This window comes from Frigoribacterium sp. VKM Ac-2836, assembly GCF_013248995.1.
In the GTDB taxonomy this organism is placed as follows: domain Bacteria; phylum Actinomycetota; class Actinomycetes; order Actinomycetales; family Microbacteriaceae; genus Frigoribacterium.
Genome location: NZ_JABRPK010000002.1, coordinates 808,363 through 822,153, shown reverse-complemented (window position 1 = coordinate 822,153; position 13,791 = coordinate 808,363). Strand labels below are relative to the sequence as shown.

14 protein-coding genes and 1 tRNA gene are annotated in these 13,791 nt (G+C 71.0%); 7 read left to right on the top strand and 8 right to left on the bottom strand.

Annotated elements, in window-relative coordinates; genetic code table 11:
* Positions 1-7: 7 nt before the first annotated feature.
* The 4 genes from HRF36_RS10270 to galU form a co-directional block, all read right to left on the bottom strand.
* Positions 8-83: transfer RNA gene (locus tag HRF36_RS10270), tRNA-Ala, on the bottom strand.
* Positions 84-149: 66 nt separating this feature from the next.
* Entirely contained in the window at positions 150-1,196 is a 1,047-nt protein-coding gene (locus HRF36_RS10265; protein WP_173209459.1) for a hypothetical protein, read from the bottom strand.
* A 144-nt stretch (positions 1,197-1,340) separates the two neighbouring features.
* A complete protein-coding gene (locus HRF36_RS10260; protein WP_173209456.1) occupies positions 1,341-1,988 on the bottom strand; it encodes a GNAT family N-acetyltransferase in 648 nt (215 codons plus the stop codon).
* Between the two features lie 16 nt (positions 1,989-2,004).
* Positions 2,005-2,901: a UTP--glucose-1-phosphate uridylyltransferase GalU gene (gene galU / locus HRF36_RS10255; protein ID WP_123519131.1), complete on the bottom strand. Its 897-nt coding sequence runs from the start codon at positions 2,899-2,901 to the stop codon at positions 2,005-2,007.
* Between the two features lie 66 nt (positions 2,902-2,967).
* On the opposite strand from galU, the gene HRF36_RS10250 reads away from it, so the two are divergent.
* The 3 genes from HRF36_RS10250 to mscL all read left to right on the top strand — a co-directional run bounded on the left by HRF36_RS10250 (position 2,968) and on the right by mscL (position 4,581).
* A complete protein-coding gene (locus HRF36_RS10250) occupies positions 2,968-3,546 on the top strand; it encodes a 5-formyltetrahydrofolate cyclo-ligase (RefSeq protein WP_173209455.1) in 579 nt (192 codons plus the stop codon).
* A gap of 26 nt (positions 3,547-3,572) precedes the next feature.
* On the top strand, positions 3,573-3,992 hold the full coding sequence (locus HRF36_RS10245) for an FmdB family zinc ribbon protein (RefSeq protein ID WP_173209453.1): 420 nt from the start codon (positions 3,573-3,575) through the stop codon (positions 3,990-3,992).
* A 94-nt stretch (positions 3,993-4,086) separates the two neighbouring features.
* Complete coding sequence (mscL, locus tag HRF36_RS10240) at positions 4,087-4,581, top strand: large conductance mechanosensitive channel protein MscL (RefSeq protein WP_173209451.1); 495 nt, start codon at positions 4,087-4,089, stop codon at positions 4,579-4,581.
* 119 nt (positions 4,582-4,700) lie between these two features.
* Here mscL and HRF36_RS10235 read toward each other — a convergent pair whose 3' ends face one another.
* Both HRF36_RS10235 and HRF36_RS10230 read right to left on the bottom strand, forming a co-directional pair.
* Positions 4,701-4,898 (bottom strand): hypothetical protein, encoded by a 198-nt coding sequence (locus HRF36_RS10235; protein WP_173209449.1) that lies wholly within the window; start codon positions 4,896-4,898, stop codon positions 4,701-4,703.
* 14 nt (positions 4,899-4,912) lie between these two features.
* The gene (locus HRF36_RS10230; protein WP_173209447.1) at positions 4,913-8,680 is read right to left on the bottom strand and encodes an ATP-binding protein; all 3,768 of its coding nucleotides are present in this window, start codon (positions 8,678-8,680) and stop codon (positions 4,913-4,915) included.
* Positions 8,681-8,954: 274 nt separating this feature from the next.
* Between HRF36_RS10230 and HRF36_RS10225 the strand changes: the two genes are divergently transcribed.
* Together HRF36_RS10225 and HRF36_RS10220 are read left to right on the top strand one after the other, a co-directional pair.
* The gene (locus HRF36_RS10225) at positions 8,955-9,356 is read left to right on the top strand and encodes a hypothetical protein (RefSeq protein WP_173209445.1); all 402 of its coding nucleotides are present in this window, start codon (positions 8,955-8,957) and stop codon (positions 9,354-9,356) included.
* A gap of 311 nt (positions 9,357-9,667) precedes the next feature.
* Complete coding sequence (locus HRF36_RS10220) at positions 9,668-9,874, top strand: DUF1508 domain-containing protein (protein ID WP_173209443.1); 207 nt, start codon at positions 9,668-9,670, stop codon at positions 9,872-9,874.
* A gap of 19 nt (positions 9,875-9,893) precedes the next feature.
* On the opposite strand, the gene HRF36_RS10215 is transcribed toward HRF36_RS10220, so the two are convergent.
* Positions 9,894-10,736 (bottom strand): sulfurtransferase, encoded by an 843-nt coding sequence (locus HRF36_RS10215; RefSeq protein WP_173209441.1) that lies wholly within the window; start codon positions 10,734-10,736, stop codon positions 9,894-9,896.
* Between the two features lie 161 nt (positions 10,737-10,897).
* Between HRF36_RS10215 and HRF36_RS10210 the strand changes: the two genes are divergently transcribed.
* A complete protein-coding gene (locus HRF36_RS10210) occupies positions 10,898-11,866 on the top strand; it encodes an epimerase (RefSeq protein WP_173209439.1) in 969 nt (322 codons plus the stop codon).
* A gap of 277 nt (positions 11,867-12,143) precedes the next feature.
* On the opposite strand, the gene HRF36_RS10205 is transcribed toward HRF36_RS10210, so the two are convergent.
* Positions 12,144-12,575 (bottom strand): Lrp/AsnC family transcriptional regulator, encoded by a 432-nt coding sequence (locus HRF36_RS10205; protein WP_173209437.1) that lies wholly within the window; start codon positions 12,573-12,575, stop codon positions 12,144-12,146.
* A gap of 149 nt (positions 12,576-12,724) precedes the next feature.
* Between HRF36_RS10205 and HRF36_RS10200 the strand changes: the two genes are divergently transcribed.
* Complete coding sequence (locus HRF36_RS10200) at positions 12,725-13,756, top strand: ornithine cyclodeaminase (protein WP_173209435.1); 1,032 nt, start codon at positions 12,725-12,727, stop codon at positions 13,754-13,756.
* Positions 13,757-13,791: the final 35 nt, after the last annotated feature.

The following is a 13,791-nucleotide window of genomic DNA, read 5'->3' as shown; positions in this document are numbered from 1 at the left end:
CCCTCTCTGGTGGAGCTAAGGGGATTCGAACCCCTGACCTTCTCATTGCGAACGAGACGCGCTACCAACTGCGCCATAGCCCCAGAAACTGCTCTGCCACGATAGCACCTCGTCGACACCCGGATGAACTGGGCGCCGGGGTGCGGTGATCAGACCGCGCGACGGCGCTGCAGGGCCTCGTCGAGCGAGAAGTCCGACTGCGGCAGGTCGTCGATGATGCCCATCCGGGCGAAGCGGCTCGGGGGGCGGGGCGGGGCGACCGACTCGACCCGCGCCTCCTCGGCGGGGAGGGCGGAGGCCGCGGCGACGGCGGCCGGGGCAGGAGGCGCGGCCGCGGTCACCGACGCGCGTCGCGTCGACTGCAGCGCGCCCTCGGCCCGGGCGGCCTCGCGCAGGGCGTCGTGCTGGGCCGAGCGCAGGGACTCGACCGAGCGACGGGAGTCCCGCTGCAACTCGGCGGCTGCGGCGTCGGTCGACGCCACGGGAGCGGGACGCTGACGTCCGCGTCGCAGGTAAAGGGGCTTCGGGACGGGCACGGGCGTCCACAGCCGTGACTCCGCCGAGGCCTCGTCGTCGCGGAGGACGACGCCCGCGCCCATGACCCCGGAGAAGTCTTTGAGGGGTTGGGCCACGGGAGCGACGACCGCTCGGCGGGCCCGCGCCCTCGACACGGCGGCCAGCTGCGTGAGCATCGCGATCGCCCCGGCACCGAAGACGAGGCCGGCGACGACGAGCACCCAGGACGACGTCAGGCCCGCGGCGACACCTCCGACCACGGCGACCACGCTCAGCGCGAGGACCACGGTCGAGACCAGGCGGGAGCGTCGCAGCCGCCGCGCGGCGAGGGCGGGGTCGCGGTCGGCGGCCCGCAGCACGGGGGCGGCCGCGGCGAGCTCACGGGTCACGGCACGCTGGCGCGCCGCCTCGTGAGCCCTCCGGATGGCCTCGCGCCGCGCCTCCTCGTGTCGCAGGATCTTCTGCGCGTCGGCGACCGAGCGGGCATTGGCCTCGACGCGCACCTCGGCGGGCACCTCGGCGGTCTGGGCGAGGATGCGCAGGGTCTGCTGCAGCCGGACGGCGTTGCGCTCGGTCGCGAGGTACTCGCGTCGACGCTGCCAGGTGGGCACGAGATAGACGAGCCAGAGCGCGGCGACGAGAGCGAGGACGACGCCTCCACCCCACGACTCGATGTTCATGGTGACCAAGGTATGAGCGGGCGGGCCCCGAAGGCCGCTGATCGACAGGTGTGTCCGCGTGTCGTGGGACGATTCCGTGCGGAGGACGGACGGTCGCCTCCGTGCGGGCCGAGCCGCCCGGGCCGAGCCGCGCGGGCCGAGGCGTCAGAGCGGCAGCGTGCGCCCGGCTTCGGCCAGAGCCTCGGCGGGCACGCTGCCCTGCCCTGCCGGCACGGAGCCCGTGGTCCAGCGTCGCAGGACCCCCTCGGGCACCTCTTCGGCGACCAGGGCGAAGCAGAAGTGGTCGCGCCAGGACCCGTTGATGTGGATGTACCGACGTCGCAGACCCTCGTAGCGGAAGCCCAGCTTCTCGACGACGCGCAGGCTGGGGGCGTTCTCGGGCCGGATGCAGATCTCCATGCGATGCAGGCCCAGGGTGCGGAAACAGTGGTCGGTCGCGAGCGCCACCGCGATGGGCGTCGCGTTGTGGCCCGCCGCGCCCTGGGTCACCCAGTAGCCGATGGTGGCCGAACCGAGCGAGCCGAAGGTGATGCCCGAGACGTTCAGCTGGCCGACGAACCGGCCGTCGAGCTCGATGGCGAACGGCAGGCCGAGACCCGCCCGGGCGTTGGTCTGCAGCGAGCGGATGCTGCCACGCACGTCATGGCTGGTGAAGCCGTTCGGGTTCGTGGCCTCCCACTGCCGCAGCCACGATCTGTTCTCCATCAGGGCCTGGTCGAGGTCGCGGGTGTCACGAAGACGGAGGGGGCGGATGGTCACCGCCCCCTCCGTCAGCGTGGGGATGTTCGTCACGGAACGTGTCGCCTGCTTACTTCTCGAGCCCGGCGGTGAACTCTTTCAGCCACGGGCGCAGTTCGCCACCGATGTCGTCCCGGTCCGAGGCGAGCTGCACGATGGCCTTGATGTAGTCGAGCTTGTCACCGGTGTCGTACCGACGACCACGGAACACGACGCCGTACACGCCGCCGGTCCACTCTTCGGCGCCGGCCATCTTCATCAGCGCGTCGGTCAGCTGGATCTCGCCGCCCTTGCCCGGCTCCTGCTTCTCGAGGACGTCGAAGACCTCGGGGCGGATCACGTAACGACCGATGATGGCCAGGTTCGAAGGGGACTCGCCCTGCGCCGGCTTCTCGACGAGGCCGGTGACCTTGACCACGTCCTCCTCGTCGGTCTTCTCGACCGTGGCGATGCCGTAGAGGTGCGTCTGCGAGGGGTCGACCTCGAGCAGGGCGATCACGGTCGCGTTCTTCTGCCCCTGCACCTCGACCATGCGCGTCAGCAGCGGGTCGCGGGCGTCGATGATGTCGTCACCGAGCAGGACGGCGAAGGGCTCACGTCCGACGTGCATCTTGGCGCGGAGCACCGCGTGACCGAGACCGAGCGGGTCCCCCTGACGCACGTAGTGCATGTCGGCCAGGTCGGTCGACTGGTTGACCTTGGCGAGCTTGTCGTGGTCGCCCTTCTTCTTCAGGGTCTCCTCGAGCTCGCTGACGTGGTCGAAATGGTTCTCGAGCGCGTTCTTGTTGCGGCCCGTGATCATCAGCACGTCGGTCAGCCCGGCGTTGACGGCCTCTTCGACGACGTACTGGATCGCCGGCTTGTCGACGACCGGCAGCATCTCCTTCGGCATTGCTTTCGTGGCGGGCAGGAACCGTGTCCCCAGGCCCGCGGCGGGAATGACTGCTTTAGAAATCGTGAAGCCCATGCGGGTCAGCGTATCCATCCCCGACGTTTCGCGGAGGTTAATAGTCGGACGGTTAAGCTCGTCCCCATGACTGACGACGTCGGCAACGCCAAACGCGCCCTGCGAGCCGAGATCCGCCAGAAGCGTCGCACCCTGGGTGCGCACGAGAGGGACCAGACCACCGAAGGCATCACCCGGCACCTCACCGACCTCGCCACCAGCCTGTCGGTGCGCTCGATCGCGGCCTACCTGTCCACCGACGTCGAGCCGAACACGCGTCCGTTCCTCGACTGGGCTTTCGCGAACGGCATCCGCGTGCTGTTCCCGATCACCCGAGCCGACGGCCTGCTCGACTGGGCGGTGGGCGACGGCGAGAGAGAGACCCGTGGTCTCTTCGACCTGCCGGAGCCCGTCGGCGAGGTGCTCAGCCCGATGGCGGTCAACGACGTCGACCTCATCGTCGTGCCCGCGGCCTCGATCGACCACGGCGGCATGCGCATGGGCTGGGGCCGGGGCTACTTCGACAAGACCCTGGGCTCGATGGAGCGCCGCCCGCCCGTCTATGCTGTGGTGTTCGACCCCGAGTACGTGGAGTCGGTGCCCCGAGAGCGGCACGACCAGCCCGTCGACGGCGTCGTCACCCCCTCCGGCATCCACGAGTTCTAGACTCGCCTTCCCTCAGGAGCGCCTCCGTGCCCACCTACTCGTATCGCTGCACCGAGTGCGACAACGCCTTCGACATCGTGCAGTCGTTCACCGACGACACCCTCACGGTCTGCCCCGTCTGCGAAGGCAAGCTTCGCAAGGTCTTCAGCCCCGTCGGCGTGACCTTCAACGGGTCCGGCTTCTACCGCACCGACTCACGCTCGAAGAGCACCTCGGGCTCGGGGGCGTCCGGCTCGGGCGACAAGGGGTCCTCGTCCGGCTCGTCCGACACAAGCTCAGGAGGCACGAGCGGCTCGTCTGCGTCGGGCGCCTCGGGCAGTGGGTCGGGTTCGTCCTCGTCCGGCAGCGGCTCCTCCGGCTCCGGCTCGTCCGGCTCCGGCTCGTCCGGCAGCGGCTCCTCGGGCAAGGGCTCGGGCTCGTCGGGCTCGTCGTCCAGCTCCTCCTGACCCGTCCGAGGCGACCGACGGGTTCACCCGAGCGCGCCTCCGTGGTTGGCTGGGCGTCGAGAACCCCATCTCGTCGGATCAGAAGGAGTCGCCCATGAAGGGTTTCAAAGAGTTCATCCTGCGCGGCAACGTCATAGACCTCGCCGTCGCCGTCGTCATCGGAGCCGCCTTCACGGCCATCGTGACGTCGCTCGTGACCAATGTGTTCAACCCGCTGATCGGTGCCGCGTTCAACGCGAGCATGCTGGACGAGGCTCTGGTCGTGACGATCCCGACGATCAGCGGCGGGAGCGCGAAGCTGATGTTCGGCGCCGTGATCGGGTCCGCCATCCAGTTCTTGATCATCGCCGCGGTCGTGTACTTCGTCCTCGTGCTGCCGGTGAACAACCTGCTCAAGCGCACCTTCGCCAAGCAGAAGGCCGAAGAGACCCCGGCCGACGTGCCGCCGACCGACGTCGAACTGCTCAGCGAGATCCGGGACCTGCTGCGCGCCCAGGCCGCGCCCGCCCCGGGGTCCGGCTCGCACGCGGCACCGGTGGCCGAGTCGCGCGACCCGCACAGCGAGAACGGTCCGCTCGGCAGCCGCTGACGCCCGGGCAGCCACTGCCCCACACCCCGGATGCGACGCGGGACCCCGACGGAACAGGGCTCAGCGTCACATCCGGGGTTCGTCGTCGTGTCGGACGATCGCCACGGCGAGCGGTCCGTTCAGCCCCAGTGCGGGGGGACGTCGGCTCGCAGGCGTCGGTCGTTCTCGCTCGATCCCTGCCGATCGGGTTCGGGCGCGGGCGTCGGATCGCTGCCCGGCACCGGGTCGGTGCTCACCCGACGCCCCGCCCTCCGCCGCACCACGAGAGGGCGCTGCTCGACCGCCTCGAGGGCGTCGCCGGCGTCGGCGTCGGACACCGCGCCTCCTGACGTCATCGACGGTTGACGTGCTGACTCGCCGACAGGGCCGGCACCTCGTGCGTGTGCGAATCGCCGATCCCGAGCACCTCGGCGACGCGTTCGGCGACGGCGTCGGGATCGGTGAACAGCTGGAACGCGTGCACGCGGATGTAGTGCCAGCCCAGCCGTCGCAACACTTCGGGGCGCGAGCGCAACGACTCGCGCAGGCTCGTACGCGAGAGCGTCGTGTCGGTCTCGATCGTCACGCAGACACCGTCGTGCGCGGCGACGAGGCCGAGCTTGCCCCGGTGGCCGAGGGCGACCGGGATGCCCTTGACCTCGAGCCGGCGGGCCAGGTCGACGAGCATCGGCTCGCTGTCGTCGGGCACGTGTTCGGCCGAGGTACGGGCCTGGACCTCGGTCAGGATCTCGCTGAGGGCGACCGTTCCGTGGCCCATGCGACTCGAGTCGATGTCGCCCGGTTGGAAGCAGGTGACGATGACCATCGACCGCCGCGCACGGGTCATGGCGACCGCCAGCAGGCGCTCGCCACCCGGCTGCCCGAGCGGACCAAAGTCGCTGAGCACCCGGCCGTGCGGGGTCCGGCCATAGCCGATCGAGAACACGACGTGGTCACGGCTCTGCGCGACGCTCTGCTCGAGGGTGGCGACCATGAACGGTTCGCTGCGGTCACCCACCACGAACTCGGTCAGGTCCTTGTGGCCCGAGACCGCGGTGAGGACGGCCTGCTGGACGCGGATGGCGTGCTTGGCCGAGGCCGTCAGTACCATGAGCGACTCGCTGGGGCGCGTGCGGGCGTGTTCGAGGACCAGCGACACGACGCGGTCGACCTCGGCGTCGACGCTCTCGACGGCACCGGACTCGGGATCGGGAACCGCCGTGCCTCCCGAGACGTAGTCGAGCGCGATGCTGCCGTGGCCGAGGAAGCTGCCCGCCCAGGGCAGGGACTCGATGCGCCCGCCGTAGAAGCGGCGGTTGACCAGCTCGGCGAGGTCTTCTCCACCGGCTCGGTAGCTCCGCGTGAGCGAGAGGGTGGGCAGCAGGGTGGCCAGCCGCGCGAGCGCGCTCTCGGAATGGGATGTGGCGAGGGCCTCTTCGTCGGCATCGACCGGCGGCTTGCCCGGCACGACCCCGATGTCGAACTCGGAGGGCGTCTGGGTCACGGGGTCGCCGAACGCGACCGTCTGTTTTCCGCGGCGGATCGCCCCGACGTTCTCGGCCAGGGTCGTGGCCCCGGCGTCGACGAGCACGACCGTGTCGAAGGGCACCGTGTCGGCGATGGTGTGGACCTCGTACGGCGACGCGACCCAGACGGGGGCGATGGCCCGGGACAGGTGCGGGGCCGCGTCGTGCAGCAGACGGGCGGTCAGGTGCCCCTGTCGCAGCAGCCCCTTGAGGGCGGAGGACTCGTCCGGCCAGTCGACCAACCCGATCTTCCAGTTCTCGGCCAGCAGCCAGGCGAGCAATTGTGCGCTGCCCGCGGCGTGCGCCTCGTCGACGAGACGGAAGTCGGCTTCGAGCCGGTCGAGCATCGCGGTGTTGGCACCGAGCAGGGCACGGTCGGCCTCGAGCAGCGACTCGAGTGCCGAGCGCCACCAGGCGAGCTCGAGTTCGGCGGCGACCTGGTGCTCGGGCACGTGGCGGTTGGCCAGGTCGGTGATGAGCGGAGTGAGTTCGAGGTCGCGCAGGGTCGTCATGAGCTCGGTGCGCTCCTGCAGGTTCTGCAGCACGTCGCTCTCGGCGGCGAGGGCCTCGAGCCGCTGCTGCAGCTCGACGATGCCGATCTCGGTCAGCCCGTCGTCGCCCCCGAGGCCGAGGGGGCCGTCGAGTCGTTCGAGGTCTTGGGACACCTGCTGGTGCAGCACGTGCGTATCGGCGATGCCCGTCGGGACCTCGGGCGGGGTGCCGGCCGACACGTAGCGCTGCCAGACGACACGCTGCTGCTGGATGCGCTGCAGGGCACCGTGCAGGTCGGCGATGTGCACACCGGGCCGCACGTACTCGCGAGCGAGCTTCTTGAGACGCCGACGGTTGGCGCTCGACATGTCGGGCGCCTCACGCTTGGGCGCCGTCGCGGCGACCAGTTCGGCGACCGAGCGATCGAAGACCACGGGCATGAACTTGTCGAGGGTGTCGCGGATCTCGGTGAGCAGACGCAGGTAGACCCCGAGCTCGGAGACGGTCTCGAACGGGCGCATCCGCGTGCTGCCGATGACGTCCTCGGCCCGCTCGAGGAGGCGGGGGAGGTCGCGGTGGTGCAGGTTCTTGGCGAGCTGGTGCGCGTCGCCGGCCCCGACGCTCTCGGTGAAGCGGGCGCCGTACCAGGGCGAGTCCCCCGGGCCGTACTTGAACTCGCCCAGGTTGGCGGCACCGACCATCGTCTCGGCCACCCGGCCGCGGCCGTCGACCATGGCGGCGATGCTGCGACGGCTGAGGCGGGCGGTGGTCGCCGGGGCGGCGGGCAACAGCGCGAGCCGCGAGAGCTCGGTGAGGCAGTCGAGCACCGAGACGCCGAGCTCGGGGTCTCGGCGGCTGAGGGCGCCGCGGTAGTCGACGAGCACCTTGCGAAGACGCACGAGGGCGTCGTCGACCTCGCCCATGTGCGGGTGGGTGGCCTTCTCGTTGCGGGAGATGGACCGGATCACGTCCCGGCGCAGCGTGGTCGGGCTGACGGCCACGCCGGGCAGACCGATGTCGGCGAGACGGCTCGTGATGCCGCGCAGGGTGGCCCGGCGAGCGCTGACGACGAGGACGCGCTTGTTCTGCGACACGAGACGACCCACCGCGTTGACGATGGTCTGCGTGCCACCGGTGCCGGGCAGGGTCTTGACGACGACCGAGTTGCCGGCCGCGATCTGCGCCACGACGTTCTCTTGCTCGGGGTCGGCGTCGAGGAGGAGGGTGTCGGTCTCGGGACTGCGTTCGTCCTGGGGGGTGGCGGTGGCCGGTCGATGAGCCTCTTCGACCTGGCGGATGGCCATGGGGTTGCCTGCGAGCGCGTCGAGCACCGGGTGGCCCAGTTCGCGGGCGTCGAGGGCCATCTCGGTCGAGACCTCGGCGAAGGTCGAGACGACGAGTCGCGGTTGGACCGTGAACCATTCGAGGTGGGCGGTCAGGCCGCGCAGTCGGTCGATGACCGGGTTGGGCGTGAACGAGCCCTCGCGGCTGGCGAGCGAGACGAAGGACTCCGCGTCGAGGGTGATGTCGAACTGGTCGTGCAGCGCGTCGACCAGCGCCGGGTTGAGGAAGGGCTCGCCGAGCAGCTTCACCTCGAAGTCACGCCCGTGCCGACGGATCGCCAACGGGCGCAGCAGGACGGGAGCCCGGAAGTCTTCTCCGGCGAAGGACCAGGCGGCGACGCCGATGGCCAGGTGCACGGCGTCGATGCCGCGGACCGTGCTCAGTTCGAGCCCCTTCGCGGCGATCTCGCCGGCTGCGGCGCGAGCCGTGCGCAGGGCCAGGTCGTCGCGGATCAGGCTCGAGAGCAGCGTCGTCTTGCCCGTGATGAACTGCGCGAGGCCACCCGGGTGGGTCGTGCTCAGCTCGATGCGCGAGCGCTGCGAGTCACCGAAGTGCAGCAGCGTGGAGGGACCGCCGACCCGTCGGAGGGACTCGCGCCAGGTGTTCCACACGGGTTCGGCCACGTTGCCCAGGGACTGCCCCGGGCGGCCGAGGCTGACGGCATGCGGTGAGATCACGCCCGAGGGCGCGCCGGTCGGGACGGCGACGGAATCGTTCTCGTCGTCATCGTTGCCATGCTGTCTGTCGGCTCGCCACACCCTGACACCTTAAGCGGTCCGCCCCGACAACTGCCGGAGGACGGGCGGTCGTGCCGCGAGTCGTCGCGGCCGACCACGTGTACACCGACCCACGATTCGGCGACACGTGATGCCCAGCGTTCGACGTGTTACACGGTTCGTCATCATGCGCGACACGATCGTCTATGTGAGCTGTCGTCATGGTCGTGCGCTAGCACGTCAACGTACAGTACGGTCATCACGGGGGCTATTCAATGAGCCGACACGACACCGTGTCTCGACATCAGGAGCACACATGCCTTTCGAACAGAAGTACAGCGACGAGACGCGCGAGAAGTCGCTCGCCCGGGTGCTCGAACGTCGCGAGGCCGAGCCCGGCAACCGGGCCATCATCCGTGAGACGGCGTCCGAGTTCGAGGTCGGCGAACAGTCCCTGCGCGGGTGGATCCGGGCACACGAGCGATCGATCGCCCCCACACCGGCGCCCGACGACGAGGTCGAAAAAGAACTCGACGCCACCTCGGACGACGACGTGGCCGCGCCCACGGCGACGGCCACGCCGCGTCGGGGACGCCCCCCGGGTTCGGGTTCGGCCGCCACGGCCGAACGCGTCGCCGAACTCGAGGCCGAGGTAGCCAAGCTGCGCCGGGACCGCGAGGCCCTGAAGGGCGCCATGGCCGTCCTTCTGGCCGACTGACGCCGACAGCCGGCACCCTGGGGCACGCCCCCGGACGACGAGAGCGCCCGACCCCGCGACTGCCATCCGGGGCCGGGCGTTCTCGTGTTCTCGGTACGGGCTCGCATCCGAGATGCGCCGACGCGGCCACCCCGGTCTCGTGAGGGGGGGGACGAGACTCGTGGACGGCCGGCGACCCCCAGAGTCTCGCAGTCGAAATGTTACATGTCAAGTTGATCGAACGGGTCGGAGCCGCAAGCCCGGGGATCGGGGTGCGGCCCTATGCTGTCGCCACGCAGAGCGCGCGCACCACTTCGTGCAAGGGGACCCACATGGCAGGCAAGTTCGTCGTCACCCAGGACGCCTCGGGCGAGTACCGCTTCGCGCTGACCGCCGGCACCGGCGAGGTCATCGCCTCGTCCGAGGGTTACAAGCAGAAGGGCTCGGCGATGAACGGCATCGACGCCGTGCGCCTCACCGCCGTCGACGCCGTGGTCGACGACCGGACGGACGTCCCCGTTCCGGGCCACGCCGACTGACCACGGCCCCGCCCCTGGGTCACCCGGGGCGGCCGCCGGTCGCGACGGGTCGAGCACGGTCGTTCGACCAGGCGCTCCACGAACCGGCGAAGAGCACGGGGTCGAACCCGGCGATGGTCGCAGCCAGGGCGTTGTGGGCCGCGGTGATCCCCGACCCGCAGTAGACGGCCAGGGGCGTGGCGGCGGTGACCCCCGCCTCCTCGAACCGGGCGCGCAGCGCGGTGGCGTCGACGAACCGGCCCGTGGAGTCGAGATTGCCCGCCGTGGGCAGATTCACGGCACCCGGGACGTGGCCGGCCCGGGGGTCGACCGGCTCGACGTCGCCGCGATAGCGCTCGGCGGCCCGACTGTCGACCAGCACTCCGGTGCGCGACCAGGAGGCGGCCGCGTCGGCGTCGATCACGGGCCACGGGTCGCCGCCGAGGGTGACGTCGCCGGGCACGACGGCCGCGTCGCCCTGCTCGAGCGGCAGGCCCGCCTCCACCCACGCCGGGAGTCCCCCGTCGAGCAGACGCACGTCGGCGATGCCCGAGGCCCGCAGCAGCCACCACGCGCGAGCCGCCGACTGTCCGCCGAGGTCGTCGTAGACGACGACGGCGTCCCCGTCGCGGAGCCCCCACCGCCGGGCGGCGGCCTGCAGGTCGGCCCGGTCGGGCAGCGGATGCCGCCCCTCGACGGGCGCGCCGTGCCGGGCGAGCTCGGAGTCGAGGTCGACGTACACCGCACCCGGCAGGTGTCCTTCGCGGTACGCCGGGTGGCCGTCCGGCCGGTCGAGTCGCCATCGCACGTCGAGCAGGCGCACCACGCCCCCGCCGGTCAGGGTCGCGTCGAGCTCGGCTGCGGTCACGAGGGGATGACTCATGCCGACGAGGCTAACGGGCACATGACCTAGAGGTGAGGACTTCTCGATGTCGAGGGATCGTGTGCGTGGGGACGGGCCGGTCCCCTAGCGTGAGGTCGTGACCGCGGCGCGGGCTCCGGCCCGACACCCGCACCGACCCCGACCCGACGAGGACCCCGCGCATGACCGACCACATCGTCCTCGCCGGGGCCAGCGGCTTCATCGGGCAGCACCTCGCGGCCGCGTTCCGCGCCGAGGGCGCCCGCGTCAGCCTGATCGGCCGGCACGGACCCGACGCCTCGTGGGGCGACACCGCCGGCATCACCGCGCTGCTCGACGGGGCCGACCTGCTCGTCAACCTCGCCGGCAAGAGCGTGAACTGCCGCTACGGCCCCGAGAACCGCGCCGAGATCGTGCGCTCACGCGTCGAGACCACGCGCGAACTGAAGGAGGCGGTGCTCGCGTGCACCGCGCCTCCTCGGGTCTGGATGAACTCGTCGACGGCGACCGTCTACCGGCACGCCGAGGACCGGCCGATGACCGAGTCGGGCGGTGAGATCGGCTCGGGGTTCTCGGTCGACGTCGCGACGGCGTGGGAGGCCGAGTTCTTCTCGGACGACCTGCCGGCCACCCGCCGCGTCGCCCTGCGCATGGCCATCGTGCTGGGCGACGGCAGCGCTCTCGTGCCCCTGATGAACCTCGTGCGAGCAGGTCTCGGCGGGCCGCAGCTCGACGGCCCGTGGCCCGCCACCCGGGCCCGGCTCGCGGCGGGGACGTACCACCGCGAGGGCCGCGGCGGCGGACGGCAGAAGTTCAGCTGGATCCACGTCGACGACGTGCTCGGGGCGATCCGCTTCGCCCGCGACGACGACTCGATCGAGGGCGCGCTCAACCTGTCGTCGCCGAACCCGAGCGACAACCGCACCATGATGCGCACGCTGCGCCGCGTGCTCGGCGTGCCGTTCGGCCTGCCCGCCTGGCGCTGGATGCTCGAGCTCGGCACCGCCGTCCTGCGCACCGAGACCGAGCTCGTGCTCAAGAGCCGGTGGGTGCTGCCCGAGCGCCTCGTGGACGGCGGGTACGAGTTCGTCCACCCGCACCTCGACGAGGCCCTGAAGAGCATCGTCTCCGCGAGGCGCGGCACGGTCTGAGGGTGCCTGGTCTCGGGCGCCTGGTCTCGGGCGCCAGGTCTCGGGCGCCTCGGGGAGTCGGCCCGCGCCTCCTCCGCTCGCCCGACCTCGATCGCGCGGCACCGCACCGGCGGCAGGCGTAGCGATGTCGTCGATCCGGTACGGACCGGATCAGCCCGAGAGCCGGACCGGCAGGGGCGAAGGCAAGCGGCCGTGGCTGAGACGGCGGAGCAACCACTCGGCGGGGCCGTCGCGCCTCGCTCGCTCGAGCGACGCGGCGGCCGCCCGGTGCAGCGGGTCAGCGAAGGACGGAGCTGAGCAGCAGGCTCGTCTCGCTGTTGACCACGCCCTCGACACTGCGGATGCGGGCCAGCACGCGGTCGAACTCGCCGAGCGACGAGGTGCGCAGCTCGGCGACGAGGTCCCAGCCGCCGTTGGTCGTGTGCAGGGACGCCACCTCGGGGAAGCCCCGCAGCTGTCGGATGACGTGGTCGGTCGATCGCCCCTCGATCTCGATGAAGCCGATGGCGCGGACCAGGGCGGGATCGTCGGCCTCACGGACCCTCACGGTGTAACCGAGCACCGTTCCCGACGCCTCGAGCCGGTCGAGGCGTGAGGTGATCGTCGCCCGGGTCACGCCCAGCCGCCGGGCGAGGCTCGCCGCCGACTCCCGCGCGTCGACCCGCAGGGCGGCCAGGAGGCGCCGGTCCAGTTCGTCGAGATCGGCCATGACTCGAAACGTACAGCACGACTGCGCAGAACGGTGGATCGAGCGTGCGAAAAGGCGCTCGATGGTGATTGTGGCTGCACATCGCCCAGTCCTAGCGTGGTGGCACCCGGACGCGACGACCGAGCCGGGCCGAACAGGAGGAGGTCGCCGTGGTGCGCTTCGTGGACGTGCAGAACATGATCCGATGGGTGACCGACCGCGGGGTCGGCCCGATCACCGGTGGCATGGTGACCGCCCTCGAGCACGATTTCTCCCGCTGGCCAGCCTTCGACAAGTCACCCCGCGTCGCCTCGCACAGCCCGATCGGCGTCATCGAACTGATGCCCGCCAGCGACAGCGAGACCTACGGCTTCAAGTACGTCAACGGCCACCCCTCGAACCCCGGCCGCGGCTACCAGACCGTCACCGCGTTCGGCGTGCTCGCCGACGTCGACACGGGCTACCCGACCTTCCTCGCCGAGATGACGATCCTCACCGCCTTGCGCACCGCCGCGACGAGCGCCATGGCCGCCAAGCGACTCGCCCGCGCCGACTCGCGAGTGCTCGCCCTGATCGGTGCGGGTTCGCAGGCCGAGTTCCAGGCCCTGGCGATGCGCGCCACCCTCGGGCTCGAGACGGTCCGCGTGTTCGACGTCGACCCCCGCGCCACCACGAAGTTCGTCCGCAACCTCGAGCCACTGGGCTTCGACATCACGGTGTGCGCGAGCCCGGGCGAGGCGGCCGACGGCGCCGACGTGATCACGACCTGCACGGCCGACAAGCAGAACGCGATCGTGCTGCCCGACGAGGCCGTCCGCCCCGGGGTGCACGTCAACGCGATCGGCGGCGACTGCCCCGGCAAGACCGAGCTCGACCCCGCGACACTGCGGCGGGCCGACGTCTTCGTCGAGTACCCCGAGCAGACCCGCATCGAGGGAGAGATCCAGCACCAGCCGGCCGACTTCGCCGTGACCGAGCTGTGGCAGGTCGTCGCCGGGCAGCTGCCCGGGCGCACGAGCGACGAGCAGATCACGATCTTCGACTCGGTCGGCTTCGCCATCGAAGACGTCTGCGCCCTGAAGTACCTGCGCGACGACGTGGTCGGCACGGACTACTCGGTCGAGATCGACCTGGTCGCCGAGCCCGACGACCCCAAGGACCTGTTCGGACTGGTCGCCGCCCGTCGCCCCGTCGGCGTCTGAGTCGTCGACCGCCCCGGACCGTCGACCACCACCGA